Annotated in this window: 14 protein-coding genes and 4 pseudogenes; 12 read left to right on the top strand and 6 right to left on the bottom strand. The window is 62.9% G+C overall.

The genetic code is table 11. The features are described 5' to 3' along the window. Together NJC38_RS11570 and gspK are read right to left on the bottom strand one after the other, a co-directional pair. A partial coding sequence (locus tag NJC38_RS11570; protein ID WP_253114718.1) for an RNA-guided endonuclease TnpB family protein occupies positions 1 to 426 on the bottom strand: 426 nt, incomplete at its 3' end. A gap of 254 nt (positions 427 to 680) precedes the next feature. Then, positions 681 to 1,637 (bottom strand): type II secretion system minor pseudopilin GspK, encoded by a 957-nt coding sequence (gene gspK, locus NJC38_RS11565; RefSeq protein WP_045487119.1) that lies wholly within the window; start codon positions 1,635 to 1,637, stop codon positions 681 to 683. Positions 1,638 to 1,918: 281 nt separating this feature from the next. Between gspK and tatA the strand changes: the two are divergent. After that, a pseudogene (tatA, locus tag NJC38_RS11560) lies at positions 1,919 to 2,065 on the top strand (twin-arginine translocase TatA/TatE family subunit); the annotation flags it as partial. 81 nt (positions 2,066 to 2,146) lie between these two features. On the opposite strand, the pseudogene NJC38_RS11555 reads toward tatA, so the two are convergent. Further along, positions 2,147 to 2,992, bottom strand: a pseudogene (locus tag NJC38_RS11555) (sigma 54-interacting transcriptional regulator); the annotation flags it as partial. A gap of 52 nt (positions 2,993 to 3,044) precedes the next feature. On the opposite strand from NJC38_RS11555, the gene NJC38_RS11550 reads away from it, so the two are divergent. From NJC38_RS11550 to NJC38_RS11525, 6 genes and pseudogenes are all read left to right on the top strand, one after another. Further along, positions 3,045 to 4,274: a lipase family protein gene (locus NJC38_RS11550; protein WP_253114717.1), complete on the top strand. Its 1,230-nt coding sequence runs from the start codon at positions 3,045 to 3,047 to the stop codon at positions 4,272 to 4,274. Positions 4,275 to 4,359: 85 nt separating this feature from the next. Then, a complete protein-coding gene (locus NJC38_RS11545; RefSeq protein WP_253114714.1) occupies positions 4,360 to 5,559 on the top strand; it encodes an LLM class flavin-dependent oxidoreductase in 1,200 nt (399 codons plus the stop codon). Positions 5,560 to 5,584: 25 nt separating this feature from the next. After that, a pseudogene (locus tag NJC38_RS11540) lies at positions 5,585 to 6,529 on the top strand (ABC transporter substrate-binding protein); the annotation flags it as partial. Further along, positions 6,524 to 7,600 (top strand): annotated as a pseudogene (locus NJC38_RS11535) (LLM class flavin-dependent oxidoreductase); the annotation flags it as partial. The pseudogenes NJC38_RS11540 and NJC38_RS11535, both read left to right, overlap by 6 nt. Next, on the top strand, positions 7,597 to 8,649 hold the full coding sequence (locus NJC38_RS11530; RefSeq protein ID WP_253114711.1) for an ABC transporter substrate-binding protein: 1,053 nt from the start codon (positions 7,597 to 7,599) through the stop codon (positions 8,647 to 8,649). The pseudogene NJC38_RS11535 and the gene NJC38_RS11530, both read left to right, overlap by 4 nt. Positions 8,650 to 8,670: 21 nt before the next feature. After that, entirely contained in the window at positions 8,671 to 9,729 is a 1,059-nt protein-coding gene (locus NJC38_RS11525) for an ABC transporter substrate-binding protein (RefSeq protein WP_045487067.1), read from the top strand. 33 nt (positions 9,730 to 9,762) lie between these two features. Here NJC38_RS11525 and NJC38_RS11520 read toward each other — a convergent pair whose 3' ends face one another. Next, positions 9,763 to 10,245, bottom strand: a complete 483-nt coding sequence (locus tag NJC38_RS11520) for an Lrp/AsnC family transcriptional regulator (RefSeq protein WP_173426683.1) — start codon at positions 10,243 to 10,245, stop codon at positions 9,763 to 9,765. Positions 10,246 to 10,387: 142 nt separating this feature from the next. On the opposite strand from NJC38_RS11520, the gene NJC38_RS11515 reads away from it, so the two are divergent. The 5 genes from NJC38_RS11515 (at position 10,388) to NJC38_RS11495 (ending at position 19,551) form a co-directional block, all read left to right on the top strand. Beyond that, on the top strand, positions 10,388 to 10,867 hold the full coding sequence (locus NJC38_RS11515; protein WP_253114708.1) for a hypothetical protein: 480 nt from the start codon (positions 10,388 to 10,390) through the stop codon (positions 10,865 to 10,867). Between the two features lie 118 nt (positions 10,868 to 10,985). Next, positions 10,986 to 12,716, top strand: a complete 1,731-nt coding sequence (locus tag NJC38_RS11510; RefSeq protein ID WP_253114704.1) for a hypothetical protein — start codon at positions 10,986 to 10,988, stop codon at positions 12,714 to 12,716. Between the two features lie 66 nt (positions 12,717 to 12,782). After that, a complete protein-coding gene (locus NJC38_RS11505; RefSeq protein WP_253114702.1) occupies positions 12,783 to 14,351 on the top strand; it encodes a hypothetical protein in 1,569 nt (522 codons plus the stop codon). A gap of 325 nt (positions 14,352 to 14,676) precedes the next feature. Beyond that, complete coding sequence (locus NJC38_RS11500; RefSeq protein WP_253114701.1) at positions 14,677 to 16,932, top strand: TonB-dependent receptor; 2,256 nt, start codon at positions 14,677 to 14,679, stop codon at positions 16,930 to 16,932. 144 nt (positions 16,933 to 17,076) lie between these two features. Continuing rightward, complete coding sequence (locus NJC38_RS11495; RefSeq protein WP_253114699.1) at positions 17,077 to 19,551, top strand: TonB-dependent receptor; 2,475 nt, start codon at positions 17,077 to 17,079, stop codon at positions 19,549 to 19,551. Positions 19,552 to 19,659: 108 nt separating this feature from the next. On the opposite strand, the gene speA is transcribed toward NJC38_RS11495, so the two are convergent. After that, the gene (speA, locus tag NJC38_RS11490) at positions 19,660 to 21,573 is read right to left on the bottom strand and encodes an arginine decarboxylase (protein ID WP_045487048.1); all 1,914 of its coding nucleotides are present in this window, start codon (positions 21,571 to 21,573) and stop codon (positions 19,660 to 19,662) included. A 96-nt stretch (positions 21,574 to 21,669) separates the two neighbouring features. After that, a complete protein-coding gene (locus NJC38_RS11485; RefSeq protein WP_045487045.1) occupies positions 21,670 to 22,041 on the bottom strand; it encodes a translation initiation factor Sui1 in 372 nt (123 codons plus the stop codon). Positions 22,042 to 22,127 lie beyond the last annotated feature (86 nt).

Below are 22,127 nucleotides of genomic sequence, written 5' to 3'. Positions count from 1 at the left end.
GCTGTTGCGGTAGCGCAGCCAGCCCAGCTTGGGCAGAAACAGGCGGCTGTTGGTCTGGTCGAGCTTGATCTGTTTCGGGTCGGGATAGCGGAAACTGTCGCGCTGCCCCTTCTTCTTGAGTCGGGGAAAGTCGGCTCGTCTGGCGAAGAAGTTGGTGTAGGCCCGTTCCAGATCCTTGAGGCTCTGTTGCAATGGGTGAACAGGCGCATCGGCCAGCCATGCGGTTGGCGGGCTATTGCGCCATTCGGTCAGCAACTTGCACAGGCCCGCATAGCCGAGCTTGTTCTCGCCTTGCTCGTGGCGCTGCTTCTGCAACGCCAGCGCCTTGTTGAAGACGAAGCGACAGGAGCCCGCAAAGCGGCGCATTTGCCGCTCCTGCTGGCCGTCTGGCATGAGTTCGTACTTGAAGGCTTGAAGTCGTTGCATGCTGCTCTTGAGCCATGAGCAATGAAGACGCCATTAGGCGCGGACGGGATGGTGTTTTCAAGGTGCATGCCCATGGGGTCTTTGTAACGAAATACCGCCGTAGAGGGGCCTACTGTGTCGCCGTATTACTTCGCATCATCCTGTGGCGGTGCGTCCATCGAGCAGCAGCAGCCCCCCACGGCAACTAGGGACGGCTACGCCGTCCGCGCTATCCTTCCCCGCCCTGAACGGCGGGGCTTGTCGCGCCTCGATGGTCAGTGGCCAAACACCTCCCGTCCTCGCACCACCATCTGCTGCGCCGGTACCCGGCCGTGCCACTTCACCACACCCCGCGCTTGCACCCGGTACTGGCTGCTGAACAACTGCCCGTCCAGACGGGTGTCGATTTGCAGCAGAAAATGATCACCATTGAGCAACAGCCCCTCAGTCAGCCGGGCAAAGGCATCGTCATCCATTGCGCCCATAACCTGACGCAGGTCGCTGGCGTCTTTATAGCCGCTGGCCGGGCGGCCGGTGATCAGGCGGGTCAGTTGGGCGCGGGACAAATCACCCTGGTACAACGCCTCCAGCAAGGGCAAGTGCGCAAGGTTCAGCGCATTGGCATTGAGCCGCCAGCCTTCGTGGTCCGGCAAGGCGCACAACGCACCCGCCGCGCCGGGCATGCGCAGCGCCAGCAGGTTCAGTTCACTGATGTCGGCCATCGGCTGGTTGGCCGCCAGGCGCGGTGGTGACTGGCGTGAGTATTCGTGGTTTTCCGCGCCATGCAGGCGTGGCTGATGATTGGCGTCCAGCCAGTCGATCAGGCTGTCGGCCAGCCGCTCGGCGGCCAGGTCATCGCCCAGCAGGTGCAACAACTGGCCGCGAGCGCGCTCCGCTTCCGGGCCGATCAGGCTGTTGACGTTGAAGCAGGTGTGCAGGTCGATAATGCGGATGCTGGAACTGCCACCCTTGAAGTCATAGCTCAGCGGCTGGCCGCGCAGCGCCTGCCAGAACATCGGGCTGGCACGCCACAGCGAGTCCTTGAGCGCCTGTTCGGCAAACGCCAGGGCGGCCTTCTCGATGGCGCGGGCCTGCACGCGCTGCTGAATCAGACGCACGCCGTCGACCTCCTGACGGCCCTGTTGCACCAGCCAGGTCAAGCCACCGGCGAGCATGGCCAAGACCACCAGCACCATCAGCAGCGCCGCGCCTTGTTGTCGATTCCGGTCCATCATCACACCTGTCTGCCGCGTTGGAACGTTAGGGGCTGTTGCCGTTTCAGCGAAAACCGCAGGGCCGTGGCTGTTTCGTCGCACGCCCTCCAGCAGACTGAAGCCTATGTAAACCGACAAAACAGACCTCGGCGCGGTTGTGATGAAACGGCAACAGCCCCTAGTCAACACAGGCAATGTTGCAACCTCATGTAAACCGCGCAAAAACGTCACGTGCCCGTCATACAGGCCCGGCAAGATGCGTGTTCATTTTGCAAATCAATTACCTGGAGCGTTGCGTAATGGGCGGTATCGGAATCTGGCAACTGTTGATCGTGCTGCTGTTGGTGGTCTTGCTGTTCGGCACCCGCCGCCTGAAAACCCTCGGTGCCGACCTTGGCGAGACGATCAAGGGCTTTCGCAACTCAGTGAGCGACGCCAAGGGCGACGACACCCTCGCGCATCACAACAGCCTGAACGACGCCAGCCGTGCAGCTGCGCAGCAAACCGAAAGCAAGCACTGAGGCCGGTCAGTCTGCGCTCTTGGCCAACTCGCCGATCTTCTCCAGCCGTGCGCGCACGATATTGCGGCTGATGCCCAGCAACCGGCCGGTCTGCAACTGGTTGCCATGGCAGAAACGGTAGGCCGTGCGGAACAGGGTTTCCTCGATGTGTTCGTACAGGTCCGGGATGTTCTGTTCGAACAGCGCAATCAGGGCACTTTCCAGATTGGCCGGCGGCGCCAGCGGGCGCGGCGCCGCCGCAGCCTGCACTGCTTCTTCCTGGCGAATGCCGGATGAACGCATGTCCACCAGATGCAGATCGGCAGGCTGCACCACTTCGTTGCGGCACACCAGCAAGGCGTGGTGAATGGCGTTTTCCAGCTCACGAATATTGCCCGGCCAGCTGTGCATCAGCAGCTTGCGCTCGCTCTCTTCACTCAGCGAGGCGCGGTTATAGCCCAACCGCTGGCAGTGTTCGCCGATGAAGAAATCGGCCAGCGGCAGGATGTCGCCCGGCCGCTCGCGCAGCGGCGGCAGGCGAATGGTCGCGACGTGCAAGCGATAGAACAGGTCTTCCCGGAAGTGCCCGGCCACCACGGCGTCGGCCAGGTTGACGTTGGTCGCCGCCACCAGCCGCACATTGATCGGAATCGGCGTGCGTGAACCCAGCCGCACCACCTCGCGTTCTTGTAAAACGCGCAGCAGCTTGACCTGCATGTTCAGCGGCAGATCACCGATTTCATCGAGAAACAGCGTCCCGCCGTCAGCGGCCTCGAACCAGCCGGCCTTGCTGTTGGTGGCACCGGTAAAGGCGCCCTTTTCATGGCCGAACAGTTCGCTCTCCACCAGTGATTCTGCAAAAGCGCCGCAGTTAAGCCGGTCACCGCCGGCATCCGCTCGCTACCTTTGCGTTTAAGGAACTGCCATGAAATTGATTCGCCCGTTCAAGCATTCGGTTGCCACGCTGGCCGTGCTGTGTTCGATCAACGTGCTGGCTGCCGGTGTGCACGCGCCCAAGCCCGACCCGCTGCAAGGCGATGGCCGGGTCTCGGCGTTCTACACCTGGGAGGAAGTGATTCCTGACACCCCCGGCAAGTTGCTGCGCAGCGAACCGCTGGATGCCACCCTGAGCCTGCCCAGCGCCGCCTCGCAGCAACGCATCCTCTACTCCTCACTCAGTGGCATCGACGGCAGCACCCCGATCGCCGTTTCCGGCGCGCTGTTCATTCCCAAGGGCACCGCGCCTGAAGGCGGCTGGCCGGTGCTGAGCTGGGGTCATGGCACGGTCGGCGTCGCCGATATCTGTGCGCCATCCTGGGCCGGCCGCTCGTACCGTGACGTACAGTTTCTCGACCGCTGGCTGCGCGAGGGCTTCGCCATTGTCGCCACTGACTATCAGGGGCTTGGCGTACCTGGCGGCCACCCGCTGCTGAACAACCGCGCCGCGGCCTACGGCATCCTCGATGCCGCCCGCGCCGTCGTGAAGTCGGTGCCGGGGCTGGCCAACAAAATGTTGATCGTCGGCCAGTCGCAAGGCGGTGCCGGCGCCTTTGCCGCAGGCGCCTATGCCGCCACTTATGCACCGGACCTCGGCGTCAAGGGCAGCATCGGCACCGGGGTGATCTACACCGTGGGCGCCAAGAGCGTGGGCAATCAGGACAAGACCAAAGTCGATGCGGCGCTGACCTACGGCTTCTACACCTTGCTCGCAGCGCAGCAGTACGACCCGAGCATTGACCCGAAAGACCACTACACCGACAAGGCCCTGCCGCTGTTCGAGCAGGCACGCACCAGTTGCCTGGCCTCGCTGACCAGCGACGTGCTGGCGCTGGGCCTGACCCCGGCCGAAGCGCGCAAGGACAACGACGGCGCCAAGCTCAAGCCGTGGTCTGCCCAAGTCAGCTACCCGACCCTCAAGCTGGCCCAGCCGATCTTCATCGGCACCGGCGCCGAAGACAAAACGCCTGCGGCCCAAACGCAACTGCAACTGATGAAGGACGCCTGCAAGGCCGGCTCCGTCGTCGAGGGTCATCTGTACAAGGGGCTGGGCCATAGTGAAACGGTCAATGCCTCGCTGAAGGACTCGATCCCGTTCGCCAAGAAAGTCATCGCCGGCCAGACCATTACTCCGATCTGCGAACCGACCGCAGGCTGATTGAAAAAGGGCCTTGTGTGCACCCGCCGGGAAGCTGCCAGGGCAGTTTCCCGTTGGCCCTCCATTGATTGTCGAGACCACCCTCATGAGCATCGAATTCTTCAGCCGCCTGCCGCTGCACGGCGAAACCCAATACCTGCCGGGCGACCCGCGTAACCGTGGTGACTGGGGGCCCAGTGACGGCACCGGCGCGGTGTCGGACTTCAAGGTCGGTGACCCGTTTACCTACATCGATTACCTGGGCCAGATCGCCCGCGCCAACGAGATCAATCGCTTCGGCGGGGTGCTGATGGTCAACGCGCCCAGCGGTGAAGAACCGTGGACAGTCTGCTCGCTGCTGGCCCGGGAAACCCGCACCCTGAAGTTCGTCACTGCCTTTCAGCCTTACCACTACACACCCTGGGTGGCCGTGCAGCAGGCGGCGACCTACCAGCGAGCGACAGGCAACCGCCTGGTGTGGAACACCATCAACGGCGGCTCTGACGCGATCCAGCGACAGGTCGGTGACTTCAGCGACCACGATGAGCGCTATGAACGCGCCACGGAATTTCTCGATGTGGTCAAGGGCTTCTGGCACAACGAAAACTTCCACTATCAGGGCAAGTTCTACAGCGCCGAAGGCGGCGGCCTGCGGCATCCGCTGAACAAGGCCGAACTGCCGGTGATCTGCACCGCCGGCTCGTCGATTGCCGCAAGGGAATTTGCCGCCAAGCATGCCGATTACTACCTGATGCGTGCCGAGCATCCCGAGCAGATCGCCGCGCTGATTGCCGATGTGCGCGAACGCGCCCTCAAGCACGGCCGTCAGGATATCCACTTCGGTTTGTCGATTGATGTGATCACCCGCGAAACCGAGGAGGCAGCCCACGCCGAGGCCAAGCGCTTTTTCGACGACGGCATCGCCCGTGGCGCGGCCAAGGCCGTGGCGGCGCACTCGGGCCTGCGCACAGCGCGCAAGCTCAGTTACGAAGAACAGTTCGGCCAGCACGAAGACGTCAAACAGTACGACGACTTCTTTATCTACCTCAACGTCTGGGCCGGCTTCGGCTATATCGGTGTACCGCCGGGCTGCGCGCTGGTTGGCAGTTACGCAAACGTGGTGGCGCGCATTCGCGAGTACAACGCGCTGGGCCTGGAGCTGTTTTTCCTGGCCGGTTACCCGCACCTGGAAGAAGCCTATCGCCTGGGCCAGCACATCCTGCCGCACTTTCGCAGCGAACGTGGCGAACTGGTGAAAAGCTCGGCCAGCGTGGCGCCACTGGCGGCCGTCGCCAACGCCCACTGAAACCTGAACTCAAGGAGCGCCACGCATGATCAGCCGCAGGCATCTGCTCAACAACACCGCATTGCTGGGGGCCGGCCTGGTGCTGGGCGGCAGCGGCCTGCTCAGTGGCTGCGACGGCGCGGCCCCGGCCAGCCAGGCCAGCGGCCAAGGCACTGGCCAGCCGCAGTATGGCGGGCGGCTGCGGCTGGGCATCATCGATGGTAACCAGAGCGGCAACCTCGATGCCCACAAGCCGGTGGGCAGCGGCATCGTGCGTGGCTTTGCGCTGTACAGCAAACTCTGGGAGTGGGACGAAAACATGCAGCCGCGTCTGGCCCTGGCCGAAGCAGCCGAGGTCAGCCCGGACGCGAAGACCTGGACCCTGCGCCTGCGCCAGGACCTGGAGTTTCATCACGGCAAGACCATCGATGCCGATGACCTGATTTTCTCGATCCGCCGTCTCACCGACCCACAACTGGCCTCGCCCTATGCGGCGCTGCTGCACTGGGTCGACCGCGACAATCTGGTCAAGCTCGATAAACGCACCGTCCGCCTGAGTTTGCGCGACGGGCGCAGTTACTTTCCGCTGGCAGAAACCTGGGTCAACTTCGGCGGCATCGTGCCGGGGGACTATCACCCGGTCACCAACCCGGTCGGTGCCGGCCCCTACAAACTCAAGAGTTTTACCCCCGGCCAGCGTTCGGTGTTCAGCCGCTTCGAGAACTACTTCAAGAACGGCAAGCCCTATGCCGACGAGCTGGAAATCATCGATTTCAAAGACCAGATCTCACGCCTGGCCGCACTGCGCGCCGGGCAGATCGACATGGCCAACGGCATGCCCAGCGAGCAACTGGATGTGCTGCGCCGCGACCCGCGCATCAGACTGATCAGCTCCGTGACTGGTAACTGGCTGTCGTTTGACATGAACACCGCCAAGCCACCCTTCGATGACCCGCGCGTGCGCCAGGCGTTTCGTCTGCTGGCCAACCGTGGCAACCCTGTGCACCGCCCCGGCCATATTGCCCCCGGTCGGCTGCCTGACGGCGCAGCGGACGGCTTTGGTTACATCGATTACATCGCCCAGGTGGCCAAGGCTGCCGAGCTGGCAGGCTTTGAAGGTGCGCTGTTGCCCACCGGCCCCGAGCCATGGATGGTCGCCGCAGCGCTGGCCCGCGAAACCCGGCGGATCCGGTTTCTGGTGGCGTTCCAGGCCACCTGGACGCTGCCGGCCTATGCCGCGCAGCAAGCGGCGATTTTGCAGAACCTGAGCCATGGCCGGCTGGACTGGAACATCATCACCGGTGGCAACCCGGCCAGCCAGCGCGCCAACGGCGACTTTCTCGAACACGACCTGCGCTACAAGCGTACCGGCGAGTTCCTCGATGTGATCGACGGCCTGTGGCACAACCAGCGGTTCTCCTATGAAGGTGAGATCTACCGTCTGGAGAACGGCGCCCTGCCCCCAGGCCTGCACCACGAGCGCAAACCCGGCGTGTACTTTTCCGGGTTCTCAGATGCGGCGCTGGAGGTCGCCGCCCGCCACGCTGACGTGTACCTGAACTGGGCGGAACCGGTCGACAAGCTCAAGCCGCACATCGAGCGGGTTCGTGAACTGGCCGCTCGTCAGGGGCGCAGCGTGCGGTTCGGCCTGCGCGTCGACCTGTTCGCCCGGGAAACCGAAGCCCTGGCCTGGAGCGACCTGCGCCGCCAGTTCGAGCGCTTCCACCAGCCTGGCGCACGTCCGTTCGGTGCCGGCGGCTCGGACTCGGTGGGCGGTGCGCGGCAGACGGCCTATCACCAGAACATCGACCGCTTTGAAGACCTGATCATCGGCCCGAACCTGTGGGCCGGTTTCGCCAAGGCCAAGCCTGGCCCCACCGTCGGTCTGGTGGGCAGCCATGAGCAGATCGCCGAGCGCTTGAGCGAGTACCGCGACGCCGGTTTCTCGACCTTTATCCTGGCCGGCAATCCGCATCTTGAAGAAGCCCTGCGCATCGGCCAGCAAGTGCTGCCGCTGGTCCATCAGCATTCACCTACCCCATTGGCAGGAGCCACGGCATGAGCCAGCCACTCGATACCCTTTGGTACACCCGCTGCCCGGTGCCCACCGGCCTGGGCCTGGCGGTCCAGAAAGGCTGGCTCAAAGAGGCGCTTGACCCATTGGGCACCGCCTTGCAGTCAATCCGCGAGTCCAGCCAGCAGAGCGTGCGCGAATCGCACTTCGACCATACCTTGCGCAACTCGGTACGCCATGGCGGCAATATCCCGGCCATCTGGGCTCGCGCCCAAGGCCGTGAAACCCGGCTCATCGGCCTGTCGTGGGTGGATGAGGCGCAGTTGATTCTGGCCCGGCCCGGCAGCGGCATTGGTTCGGTCAAGGACCTCAAAGGCCGGCGCTTTGGCCTGCCGCACTGGCGCAACGCACAGATCGACTTCACCCGCGCCCAGGCCCTGCGCGGCCTGGAAAATGCCCTGCGCCTGGAAGGTCTGCAAGTCGGTGACGTGGAGCTGGTCGACTATGTCCACGGCAGCACCTTCAGCGATGCTCCAGCCGAGGCGGTGGATAACACCCTGGTCAGCAGCCACCGCGCCGAAACCCGCAACGCCGAACTGGTCGGCCTGTTGCGCGGCGAAGTCGATGCGATTTTTCTCAAGGGCGCGCATGGCGTGCAACTGGCCCACGAGTTCTCGCTGGTGACAGTAATCGACACCGGTGCCCATCCCGAGCCGCTGATCCGCAGCAATAACGCGACACCCCGGACCCTGAGCGTCGATCAGCACTTGCTGGACCAACACTTGGACGTTGCCACCGGCATTCTCGGCTCGGTGTTGCGCGCCGAGCAGTGGGCGCGCAACAACCCGCAAGAGACACGACGTTTTCTGTCTTATGAGGTCAACAGCAGCGAATACTGGGTCAGGCGTGCCTATGGCGAAGATGCCCATCAGCGCCTGAACACCGGCTTCGACGAGCAGGCCATCGCCGGCCTGCAGGATTTCACTGATTTTCTCCAGCGCTGGGCCTTCATCGCGACCCGCTTCGATGTCCGTGACTGGATCGACACCCGCCCCCTTGATGCGCTGAGCCTTGCCCCTGGCAGGTTGACCGGCTGATCACTTTGCGACGAGACACTTATGAGCCAATCACTCGAAACCCTCTGGTACACCCACAGCCCGGTCCCCACCGGGCTGGGCATCGCCGTGCAGTCCGGCCGGCTGGCCGAAGCTTTCCAGCCCTACGGCACGCGCATTCAGTCGCTGCGTGAGTCCAGCGAGCAGGATGTCCGCGAAGCCCACTACGACCACCACCTGCCCAACTCGGTGCGCCATGGCGGCAACATTCCGGCAATCTGGGCGTACTCCAGCGGCGTGCCGACCCACCTGCTGGGGCTGTCCTGGAGCGATGAGGTGCAGTTGATCCTGACCACCATCGACAGCGGGGTAAAAACCATCCGCGACCTGAAAAACCGCCGCTTCGGGCTGCCCAAGTGGGCCAACGTACAGATCGACTTTACCCGCGCCCAGGCGCTGCGCGGCCTGGAAAACGCCCTGCGCCTCGAAGGCCTGAGCGTCTCGGATGTCGAACTGGTCGATTACCCCTACGGCGGCACCTACAGCGACGAGCGCAAGCACCATAAATACGGCTCGGAAGTGAACCTGGACGTCGGCAGCGTGCGCAAACGCAATAACGAACTGATTGGTCTGCTGCGCGGCGATATCGACGCGATTTTTCTCAAGGGCGCGCACGCCGCGCACCTGGCCAACGAGTTCGGCCTGCAGGTGGTGGTCGATACCGGCTCGCACCCCGACCCGCTGATCCGCAGCAATAACGGCACGCCTCGGGCGCTGACCGTAGACTCTCACCTGTTCGAGAACCATTTCGACGCCTGTACCCGCATCGTCGACGTGGTGCTGCGCACCGAGCAATGGGCCTGGGCCAACCCGGAAGAAACCCGGCGCTATCTGGCCCGCGAGCTGAACACCAGTGAATACTGGGTGGCCGCCGCCTACGGTGAAGACGCCCACCGGCGCCTGCGCACAACCCTGGACCGGCGCTCGATCGACGCCTTGCAGGACTTCACCGATTTTCTCTATCGCTGGAACTTCATCCCGCGGCATTTCAATGTCAATGACTGGGTGGACTTCAGCGTGCTGGAAAAGGTCATCGGCGCCACCTCAAGGCTGGCGGTCTGACGGACCTGCCGCCGGCAGTTTGCCTGCGGCAGCTCACGCGCCCTGGTCCAGGCCATTGAGCGGAATCTCGAAAGACTTCTTCACCGTGCGGATCACCAGGGTCGAAGAGTAGGTCCTGATCGGGATGTCTTTGTAGGTTTCCAGGAAGTTGTAGATGTAGTCGGTGTATTCGGTGGCGTCACGCAACTTCGCCACCATCACGAAGTCGAACTCTCCGGTGATCAGGTAACACTCCTGGACCTCGGGCCGGCTGGCCAGAATCTGCTGCATGCGCCGGTCGATGTCGGCGGTGTCCTTGTCGAGCTTGATCATGAACATGGCCGTGACCTGCAGACCAAGCTTTTTATCGTCCAGCACCGCCACCCTGGCACGGATCACTCCGTTGTCCTCCAGGCGCTTGATGCGTCGGTAGCAACTGGTCGGTGACAGGCCCACGTTGTCGCTAAGCAACTCCAGACTCTGGCTGCAATCCTTCTGTAAGCGCCCCAGAATCCTCAGATCTATCGCATCTGCCATATTTACTGCGTCCTCCCTGAAAAAATGCAAAAAAACAGCCACTGCGCAGTGGCACTTTGCACGAAATCGTCGCGCCTTCAAATTAACATCATTGCGCGAATCAACGTCAGCTCAATAAGCAGTCAGGGCCGGAGAAGGACCGATGAGCGCTACAAAACCGACATGGACGACGGATATTCAGCGCCTGGTCAGTGAATCGTGCTGGCAATTGCCGCTGCAAAGAGTCGCACTGAGCCTCTCCTGGATTGAAGCCACGCAAGGCCAAATCATCAATCTGCGTCAGATCGAGTCGGTCCGGCAATGGTCGCCGCTTATCTATCAGCATCTGACGGCTTCAACGCTCGCGCATCCTGAGCTGAGCCCGTCGGTGTGGTTCGAGGACTCGCTGGAAATCTTCCGCCGCTGGGTCAATCAAGGCTGGCGCATCGATGCCCATGCACCGATGAACGTCGCCGAACGCATCGCTCGAAGCCCACGCCGCCCCCTCCCCGAGCAACCCTGGCACGGCCACGCCGGCCTGCATTCCCATGACCGCAAGCCGTTCGCGGTGCGCCACCTGAATCTGTGCCGCGAGCCTGCGCGCCTTGTCGAGCAGGCACCGGGGCGCGTCGGTCACGCCTGATACAACCCATCACAGCGCTGAACTGCTGCGCAGCATGTGCATCAGGTTTCGACCGCAACCGTGCAGGTTCTGGTTTGCGCGCCTCTTTTCATTCACCGCTTGCCGTTGGAGATTTGTCATGAGTACGCCTTTAAAGCAGTTCACCTCGCCCGCCGGGCAGGCCCCGAAGGACTTTCAGAAACTGGGCCTGGAGCAGCAGTTGCCGCAATTTGAAACCGACTGGAGCAACAACCTCGATGGCTGGACCCAGGCGGCGATCATCGGCAACCCGTGGAGCAGCCTCAATGACGCACCACGAGCGGGTTACTACAACCCGCTGGTCGAGGGCTTCGACGACAACGCAACGCCGGTTGAATGGACCCCGTTCCCCAACCGCCTGATTGTCTACCTGACCCAGGCAGGCTCGGCCGCCAACCCGCAACTGGGTGGCAAACCACTGAGCATGGAACAGGTCATGGCCCTGGCCGACAACGGCGAGATCGACGTCAACGGCACGGCCCTCAAGCTGTATGACCCGCAAGGCACTGGCAACCTGCTCAACCTGCCAACCGTCCGCTGTCCGCAGATCGACTGGAACGGTCCCTACAAGCCGTTCTCGCCATCCGGCCCACGTGGCTGGCTGGACGAATACTGCGAGTGGTCGATCACCCGCGATGCCAACGGCAAGCTGCGCAGCGTCATGTTCACCTGCGAAAACCCGGCTTATTACCTGACCCTGTGGCGTATCAATCCTGAAGCAGTGCTGGGCCTGTACAAGGATTACATCGATCCGTCGGTGGTGATTGAGGACCTGTACCTGCGCTACGCCTACGATCAGCCGACCGGCAAGAAAGGCGAGCCGGTGATCGATCCGACCACCGGGCGGGCGGCTTACGACGTGACCAATAAGTGGAACTCGGGCACCGCACGCGTTCCCGGCCAGTATGGCGGCGCGCTGCACCTGACTTCCGGGCCCAATACCCTGAGCGCCGAAATCTACCTGGCGGGGGCCGCAACCATTCAGCGTCCCGACGCCAGCAGCGTCAACGCGCAGACCCTGATCTGCTGTGCACAGTACGGACAGAATTTCCGTAACTCCGACCCGTTCATCGGTTTCAGTGCCAATAGCCTGGCAGGCTCTAACCGCATCACCCTGACCGACCCGGTGGGCCTGTATCTGCAGCAGCCGCAGAGCTTCGCGAACTGGAAAGGCCCCAAGGGCGAGGATGTCAGCCAGTACTGGAAAGTCACTCGTGGCAGCGCCGGCACCGGCCCTGGCGGCATCGACCAGATCCTCCATGCGGTGTTCGAAATCCCGGAAAGTGCCGGTTTTTCAATCAGCGACGTCACCATCGACGGCAAGCCGATCGAGTACATCGGGCAGATTGCCAACCAGATGAAAGTGGCGCTGTCGGCCAGCACACTGAACAGCATTGAGCCGCCCATCAGCCCTTGCGTGGCTGACCGCACCACGGCGATCCAGCCTTATCCGGTGCAGTTGCTGCCGCTGGAGCTGTTCTACGGCGAGTCGCCCAGCGACCTGCCGGCCTTGCTCAAGCCCGGCAGCAGCCATCAGTTCGTGCTGGTGGTGCAAGGCGCCGATGCCGGCACCACCGCCGCAACGGCGCGCATCGAGTTCTCCAACCCTGGGGTGACAGCACAGGTCAGCGAATTTCTGGCCAACGCCACGCCGGTTCCGGGAGTGACCTCGGCCAACGGTACCCAAGGCTATGTCATGACCATCAAGGTGGCGGCCAACGCCGCGCCCGGACTGGTGCAACTGCGTGCGCTGAATCCGTCCGAAGCTGCCAACCCAAGTGCTGACGAGCATCCATGGGCCAGCTCACTGGCGATCGTGCCGGCCCTTTAATCAATCATGCCGGGCCCGCGCAGCGCACTGGCTGGCGCGGGTCTGCGGCTTGCAGGGAGCAGTATCATGCGCTTGTTTACCGCCCTCATCGAACGAGGCCGTGCAGGCCTGCTCGGCACCTTGCTGGCGCTGCTGTCGTGGGGGCTGACTGCCCAGACCAGCCTGGCGGCGGCCAACCCGCAGACACCGGAACAATGCGTACAGCAACTGGTGTTCGACCCCAACAGTGGCAGCTTTCTGACCAGCGACAATCCATTTTTGCTGTCGCAGAAAACCATCAATTGTTACGCCTGGCAGATGTTCATCGCGATGAACTGGCCGGTCAATCCAGGCTGGCCAACCAACCCGAGCCTGGCCGGCGAGCCAGACCTGCACAGCCCTGCCAGCCAGTTCGGCGTACCGACCCACACCAGCCAGCCGATGAGCATCGCGCCGCTGTGGTCCAGCTATAAAGACGCCAACGATATCTTCCTGCCCGGCGCGGTGCCGCCCAGCGCGTGGGGCGTCCAGGCGCCGGCACCGGTCGGCTGCCAGGCCAGGGCCAGCCTCGGCTCGGTGCGCAGCGGTGCGCGCAAATTTCTGACCGCCACCTCCGAAAGTGCGGTGAGTGCCAGACACCGCTTTCATATTTCTTCCAGCACCCCGGCCACCACCCCTGATCCGACCCTTGAAGCCACTGGCGGCTGGCTGACCGACCAGGCCGGCAATCTGGTGTACTTCGAGCGCAAGGTTGGCAAGGCCGAGTTCGACTACATTGTCGCCAATTCACTGTATGACGCCGCCGACCAGTTACGGGTCGCCACCAACCAGGATGGCAACAGCCCGCAAGGCCTGTCGCTGCCAGCCGGCGCCCACTTTCGCAACCCGCCCGCCAAACCGGTCGCGCAGGAACAGCTGGGGGCCTTCGAGATCAAGGCGGCGTGGCGTATCCTCACCGGCAAGCCGCAGCTGTATTCGCGCTACCTGACCAGCGTGACCTGGCTGCAACGTCCCGACACTGGCGAGTGCGCCCAGGAAGTGGTGGGGCTGGTCGGCCTGCACATCATTCACAAGACCGAAAGCCTGCCGGACTTCGTCTGGACCACCTTCGAGCATGTCGACAACGTCCCCGACGGCGGACCGGCGCCGGCGGCCGGCTACACCTTCAACAACCCCAACTGCACAGGCAGCGCCTGCACCCCCAACCAGGAACGCATCACCTGCAATGCCTCAGGTTGCACCGATAACTTCCCGCGCAGCGAACCGGTTCAGGTCAGCCGCGAGTACCCGCTGAGCAGCTACATGAACGCCCTCAACAGCGCCGTGCAGCAGGCCATTGCCAGCAAGACCAACGGCCAGTCGGTGTTTCAGTACTACAAACTGATCAACGTCCTGTGGGATGGCTCGCCGACCGCGCCTAGCCCCGAACCTGGCGCCAACGCGCCTGCACCCTTGGTGTACGGCACCTTCAACAGCGACGGCAATGTTCCGGCGGCCAACACCGTGCTGGAAACCTATATTCAGAATGTCTCGTGCGACGGTTGCCACAAGAACGCGAAAATCGCCGGCAAGAGCGGCCTGGCCGCGGATTTCTCGTTTCTGTTCGAAAACGCCGACTCGGCCAAGCAGCCGAAGTTGATCAGAAGCTTGCCCTGAGCGTTCGACAGGCAGCCGCTGGCTACCTGGCTGTCTCGCCTCCAGCAGCGCAGTGCTGCTCCAGAAGCAGCCCGCCAGCAACCCCTGACGGCCAGGACGCAGTCTGGCCCGAGCAATGAGCCGCGCGGCCGCAAAAGCCGTCCACGCGGCCTGCTGATGAAAATAAAAATCCTTTTTAATCAATTAGTTAAAAATTAGAAAGTTTCTCTGGCCACGGCTTCGGCAACTGGCACAGACCCTGCTATTCCCCCTCTGAGCATCTAGCGCATCCACCACCGACAAGAATGCGCAGTCGTTACTTCTTGCGTCTTATGGGGATTTCATCATGTTGAAGATCAATCCGATTACCCGGGGCATCTGGCTGACCCTGGCCCTGGGTGGCAGCGGCACCAGCCTGGCCTGGGCTGCCGAGCAGACCGGCACCACAGCCGAACCGGCGCCAGCCCTGAAAACCGTGACCGTCACCGCACAGCGCCGCGAACAGACCGTGCAGGAAGTGCCTGCCGCCGTGTCGGTGGTCAACGGTTCGAGCATCACCGCCGACGGCGTGCGCACAGTGGGCGACATCACCACCTTCGTCCCCAATGCCGCGGCCAAGAACCCCGACGGCGACGGCCGTCCGCGCTGGTACATTCGCGGCCTGGGCACTGGCGATACCGGTGCTGCCACGGTTTATCCGGTCGGGATCTACGCCGACGACGTGTACCTCAATGCGCCTATCGCCGGCGGCGGCCCGCTGTTTGACCTTGAGCGCATCGAAATCCTGCGTGGCCCGCAAGGCACCCTGTACGGCAAGAACACCACCGCCGGTGCGGTGAATATCATTTCGAAGAAACCCGGCTTCGACACTGACGGCTACGGCACCATCGGTTTTGGCAGCAAGAACGAGCGTATTCTCAGCGGCGCGCTGGGCGGTGCGCTGGTGGATGAAAAACTCGCCGCTCGGGTGTCGCTGTACTCCGAAGAGCGCGATGGCTTCACCACCAACGAAACCAACGATCACACCTACGGCGACGTCAACAAGAAAGCCGCCCGCGTGCAGTTTCTCGCCCAACTGACCCCGGACCTGGACGCCCTGTGGAAAATCCACAGCCGCGAGTACAAGGGCGACGGCAGCAACGGCTCGCTGCCGACCGGCACTTATTACAACGTTGGCTACCAGCGCCCCGAAGGCCGCCGGATCGAGCTCAACGTCAATGAAAGCTCGCGCCTGGACCATGACGGCAGTTCGCTGACCCTGAACTGGCACCTGGGCGACTACACCCTGACCTCGATCACCGCTTACGACTACATCCGCAGCAAATCGGTCAGCGACGGCGACTACACCCCTTACGAAGTCAACGGCACCTCACGCAGCGACAACCAGTACCGCCAGTACTCCCAGGAACTGCGCCTGGCCTCGCCGCAGCAGGAGCGCCTGCGCTGGCTGGCCGGCGCGCATTATTTCCACGAAGACCTCGACAGTTCCGGCATCCGCAGCATCGCACCGGGCACCTCGCCCAACGGCACCGGCTCCAATCAGGTCGGTGCGACCGTGCTGCGCGACCTGAATTTTGACCACAGCACCGACAGCTACGCGCTGTTCGGCAACGTCGCCTTTGACCTGACCGACAATTTCACCCTGACCACCGGCCTGCGCTACACCCAGGAAAACAAAGACATCGATCTGAACCTGACCCAGCTGACCCGCGCCACCGCCAGCGGCCCGCTGATTCCGCTGAGCAGCGCCGGGGCCAATGGCAGCAGCGAGCGTGACAAGACCTGGGACGCCTGGACCTACGACGTCACGCCTGAATACCGCATCAACGACAACGTACGGGTGTTCGCCCGTTACGCCCACGGCTTCCGTTCCGGCGGTTTCAACACCGGCCTGTCCACCAGCCTGGCGCAGCTCAGCACTGTCGACCCGGAAGAACTGGATGCCTACGAACTGGGCCTGAAATCGGAGTGGTTCAAGGGCCGGCTGATCGCCAACGCCAACGTGTTCTACTACGACTACTCCGACATCCAGGTGAACCTGCTGACCGTCAACAACGGCATCCTGACCACCGCACTGACCAACGGCGCCAAGGGCAAGGTCAAGGGCGCTGAGCTGGAACTCGAAGGCCAGCCGACCGAGTACCTGCACCTGCGCGCCGCGCTGTCGTATCTGGACACCGAATACACCGACTTCAAGAACGTCAACCCGACCACCGGCGCAGTGACCGCCGACTATAGCGGCAACCGCTTCGTGCGCTCGCCCAAGTACGTGGTATCGCTGGGCGCCGACTACACCATCCCGCTTGAGGTTGGCGGCAAGCTGGTGGTAGGCGGCGACGTGAGCTTGCGCGACAAGGAATACTTCCTCGCCGACCGCCAGAGCAGTGTCGACAAAGAGCTGAGCCAGCCGCATTACACCCTGGCCAACGCACGCCTGACCTGGTTCAGCCCGGACGAGAAACTCAGCGTCACCGGCTTTGCCAACAACCTTACCAACCGCGAATACCAGGTTCACGGCCGCCCCAACGGCGCCGCCGGGCAGAACGTGATCGTCTATGGCGACCCACGCACCGTGGGCGTCTCGGTCACCCAACGGTTCTGAGAAGCAACGGCAGGAGCGGCTTGATCCGCGAATGGGGTTTAGGGGTTTAGGGGTTTAGGAGCTTCGGGGCTGAAGCCCCTCCTACGGCCCCTCCTACGGCCCTCCTGTGTACCTGAAAAATTGCCTTTCCCTACAGGGGTCATCATGAACGTGCGTCTCAACCCACTGGCCGGTGCCATTGCACTGGTCGCCAGCGGCCTGGCCTTGCCCGCGCTGGCCGCAGAAACCTCAAGCCCGGCCGCCAGCGACAGCGCCGGTAAACTCGACACCGTCGTGGTGGTCGGCACCCGGCGCAGTGACCTCACCGCACTGGAAAGTGCCGCACCGGTCGATGTGCTGTCTTCAGAGCAACTGCAAACCACCGGCGCCAACGACTTGCAGTCGGCGCTGACGGCACTGTCACCGTCGTTCAGTTTTCCGCAATCGCCCCAGGGCGCATTCGCCGGTTCCATCGCCCAGGGCGCTTCGCTGCGGGGCCTGGCCTCTGACCAGGTACTGGTGCTGGTCAACGGCAAGCGCCGTCACGCCAGCGCCAACGTCACCCGCCAGGGGGTGGTCAACGCCCGTGGTGCGGCCGCCGTGGACCTGAGCCTGATTCCGCTCAGTGCCATCGAGCGGGTGGAAATCCTGCGTGACGGCGCCGCCGCGCAGTACGGCTCCGATGCCATTGCCGGGGTGATCAACATCGTGCTCAAGGAGCGCGATGAAGGCGGCAACATCGGCTACCGCTTCGGCGGCTACGACAAGGGCGACGGCCTGCAACGCAAACTCAGCGGCTGGAAAGGCTTTGCTCTGCCCAACGACGGCTTCCTGACCCTGAGCTTCGACGCCGGCAATCAGGACCCGGCCAGCGATACCCGCGACGACAACCGGATCTTTTATGCCGGTTCACCGAACATCAACACCGCCCGCGAACAGAACAACGGTTACCGCAACTGGCGCTGGGGCTCGGGCGCGGTCTCGGATCAGTACAATTTCATCGCCAACAGCGAAATCAATCTCAGCGACTCGCTCACCGCCTACGGTTTTGCCAGCTACGGGCACAAGAACACCGACTCGGAAAACTTCTACGATCCGCCCACCACCCTGGCCAGCAACTACGGCAGCGTGGCCCTGGCGCGCTACCCGGACGGGCGGATTCCGATCACCCGCTACAACCTTGAAGACTACGCGGCCACCGGCGGCCTGCGCTGGGAGGATGCGCAACTGGGCAAGTTCGACCTGGCGTTGAACTACGGCAACAACACGCTCAAGTCCACCGACCGCAATGCGATCAACCCCAGCTACGGCAACGCCAGCCCATCGAAGATCTACACCGGCGAGCGTGAAGCCGACCAGACCAACCTGACCCTGGACTGGGTACGCGACTTCGATACCCGACTGCTGTACAAGCCGCTGACGGTCTCGGCCGGCCTGGCCTGGCGCAAGGAAAACTACGAGCTGAGCGCGGGGCAAGCCGAAGGCTGGGCCAACGGTCCGCTGTTCAATACCCTGGACCCGGTTACCAACCGCCGCCTGGCCGGCTACTACTCGGGGATTACCCAGGTTGACGCGGCCTCGCTGGAGCGCAAGGTGTTCGGCGGCTATGTCGATGTCGAGGGGCAGATCACCGAGAAATTCCAGGCTGGCGTCGCGCTGCGCTCCGAGCACTACTCTGACTTCGGCGACACCACCAACGGCAAGCTATCGCTGCGCTACGATTTCACCCCGCAACTCGCCGCCCGCGCCACCGCCAGCACCGGCTACCGCGCCCCGTCACTGGTGCAAAGCGGCCTGTCGTCGTTCAGCGTCCAGGCGGTGGAGCAACCGACCGGCAGCGGTAACTGGGTCGAGGTGCAACAACGCCTGCTGCGTGCCGACAGCCCTGAAGCCCGCTTGCTGGGCGGCCAGGCACTCAAGCCGGAAGAGTCGACCAGTTTCTCGCTGGGTCTGGTCTGGCGACCGCTGGAAAATGCCTCGGTGACGGTCGATGCCTACCGTATCGAGATCGACAACCGGATCACCCTGTCGGACCAACTGACCGCCGCCACGGTCGCACCGGTGTTTGCCGGCACCCAGTACAGCAACATTCAGAGCGCAGCGTTCTACACCAACGTGGCCGACACCCGGACCAACGGGATTGAGGTGACCGGTAACTATCGGCTGAACCTCAATGAATTCGGCAAGCTCAATCTCAATGCCGGCTTCAGCCAGAATGACACCAAAATCACCGGGCTGCGGGATGTGGGCGGTATCAGCGGTTCGCAGATTGTGGGCCGCAACACGCAAGGCCTGATCGAGGAAGGCACGCCAGAGAACAAATTCACCCTGGGCGCGAACTGGGCTTATGGCAACTGGGGCGTGAACGTCGCGCAACGGCGCTACGGCGAGTGGAAAAGCCGTAATGCAACCAACCCGGCCCTGGACCAGACCTTCAGCGCACAATGGGTCACCGACCTGGATGTCTCATACACCTTCGCCAAAGGTGTAAAGCTGACCGTGGGTGCGATCAACCTGTTCGACAGCCACCCGGACAAACTGGAAGGGTCGCAGTTGTATGGCGTGCCGAAGTACAGCATCACCTCACCGGAAGGCGCCCAGGGCGCGTTCTACTACACGAGTGTGAGTTACGACTTCTGATCGGTTGAATGCTGCCAGACCCTGTAGGATCGCCGCCCGGCCGCTCCTACCGGCCAACAGGCATTCGCGAGCGGGCCAACTGGCCGCTCGCGTGCCGGGGTATACCCGTCAGGACGACAGGTAGGAAGAGCGGGTCAGGCCCAGCCGCAGGGCATCGAGGTACTGGGTGCGTTCACGCGGGCTGATCCTGGCGCTGGCGACCTTGTCGCGGTAGTGGGTCATCAACTCCTCCGGCGACAGGTGCACATAGCGCAGCATGTCTTCGATGGTGTCGTGGGTCTCGATACCGGCGTGGTACACGCTGCCGTCCTGGTTCTGGTAGATGTTCACCGAGTCGGTGTCACCGAACAGGTTGTGCATGTCACCGAGAATTTCCTGGTAGGCACCGACCAGGAAGATCCCCAGCAGGTAATCTTCGCCGTCCTTGAGGGCATGCACCGGCATGCTGGTCTCGATGCTCTGCTCGTCGACGTACTGGTTGATCTTGCCGTCCGAGTCGCAGGTCAGGTCCTGCAGCACAGCGCGGCGCACCGGCTCTTCGTCCAGCCGGTTGAGCGGGATGATCGGCAATACCTGGCCGATGGCCCAGGTGTCAGGCAGGCTCTGGAATACCGAGAAGTTACAGATGTACTTGTCGGCCAGCTTGTCGTTGAGTTCGTCCAGCACCTGGCGGTGCGAACGCTGGCGAGCCTTGAGCGAGTTGTGCAGGCGTCGGCACAGGGCAAAGTAGCACTGCTCGCCCAGCGCCTTCTGGGCCAGGGTGATCTTGCCATCAGCATACTGGGTGGCGATGTCGCTCATGTAGTGCGTGGCGCGCCAATAGGTCTCGGTGACCATCTCGATGTCGTTGTGATCGATCAGGTCGACCAGCCACTGCACGGTTTCCGGCAGGCTGGCCTTGTCTTCGATTTCGGGAACCTGGTCGTTGTGGCGCTCCACGTCGGTGACCTGGACCACCAGCACCGCATGGTGAGCGGTCAACGAGCGGCCGCTTTCCGAGAAGATATGCGGGTGCGGCAGGCCCTGCGCGTCGCAGAATTCCTTGAGCATGCCGACCACCACACCGGCGTAGTCGTCGATGTCGTAGTTGATCGAACTGGCGTTGCGCGAGTGGGTGCCGTCGTAATCGACGCCCAGGCCGCCGCCGACGTCGATATGGTCCACCGGCAGGCCGAGGCTGCGCAGTTCACCGTAGTAACGGATCGCTTCCTTGAAACCGTGCTGGTAGTCGGCCAGGTTGGCGATCTGCGAGCCCATGTGGAAGTGCACCAGCCGGATGCCCTGATCCAGGCCGGCCTTGCGGAAACGCTCGACCACCGACAGCAGTTGCGCGGCAGACAAGCCGAACTTGGATTTCTCGCCGCCGGTGTCGGCCCACTTGCTCGACGCCAGCGACGACAGCCGCACGCGCAGACCGACCTGGGGCGCCAGCTTGAGTTCGGCGGCTTCCTCGATCACCAGTTCGACTTCGGATTCTTTCTCGATGACGATGAATACGTTGTGGCCCAGCTTCTGGCCCATCAGCGCCAGACGGATGAACTCACGGTCCTTGTAACCGTTGCAGACGATGGTGCCGCCCTTCGGCGCCAGCGCCAGCACGGCCATCAGCTCGGGCTTGGAGCCGGCTTCCAGGCCGATGGAAACGTTTTGCGTGGCGATAATGTTTTCCACCACGGCTTCTTGCTGGTTGACCTTGATCGGGTACAACGCGGTGTAACGGCTCTGGTATTCCAGGCGCGCGATGTTGTCATCGAAAGCGCCAGTCAGCTTGCGCACGCGATCCTGCAGAATGTCCGGGAAGCGCACCAGCAACGGCAGGGTCAGGCCACTCTTGCGCAGGTCGTCGACCTGCTCGTAGAGGTCGATCGGGGTGCTACCGGCACCGTTGGGACGAACTTCAACGCGACCGGCTTCGTTGATCGCGAAATAACCGGCGCCCCAATGGCGAATTCCATAAACACTGCGGCTGTCCGCCACGGTCCATTGGCTGCCATCGTCTTTGCGTGTGCGTCGTACGGACATCGAAGTCCCCTGTCTATAAGTCGGTAAACGTCGGCCAAAGGCCGACCGGGCGCAGTTTAAAGCGCGGAAATGACGGTTTGGCTCCAGCGGCGCGGTTCAGCCGCCGGATTTTTTAGCCTTGAAACCTTTCTTGACCAGCTCGGCGATCAGCAGTTCGACATGATCGCCCTGGATCTCGATCACGCCGTCCTTGAGCGAACCACCGGTGCCGCAACGCTGCTTGAGCGCTTTGGCCAGGTCTTTGAGGGCATCTTCAGCCAGTGGCACACCGCTAACTGTAGTTACGGTTTTGCCACCACGGCCTTTACTTTCGCGGCGCACGCGAGCGATACCGTCACCGGCAGGGATAACCGTTTGCTTGCAGATACAGGCATCGACGGGTTGACTGCAATCGGGGCAATGGCGCCCGGCGTCAGTTGAATACACCAGCCCACCGAGGGCTGCGAAGGAAGCGGCTTTCTTGACCACGGGAAATCCTCGGCTTGAGGACTGAACACTGGACCGTCAGGGGACCTGCGGCCGCGAAGCCCCACTCTGGCAGGGGCAGCGCTGAT

The sequence above is a fragment of the Pseudomonas sp. 21LCFQ010 genome (genome assembly GCF_024129905.1).
Taxonomy (GTDB): Bacteria; Pseudomonadota; Gammaproteobacteria; order Pseudomonadales; family Pseudomonadaceae; genus Aquipseudomonas.
The sequence above is the reverse complement of the archived record's forward strand: the minus strand, read 5'-3'. Positions and strand labels throughout refer to the sequence as shown.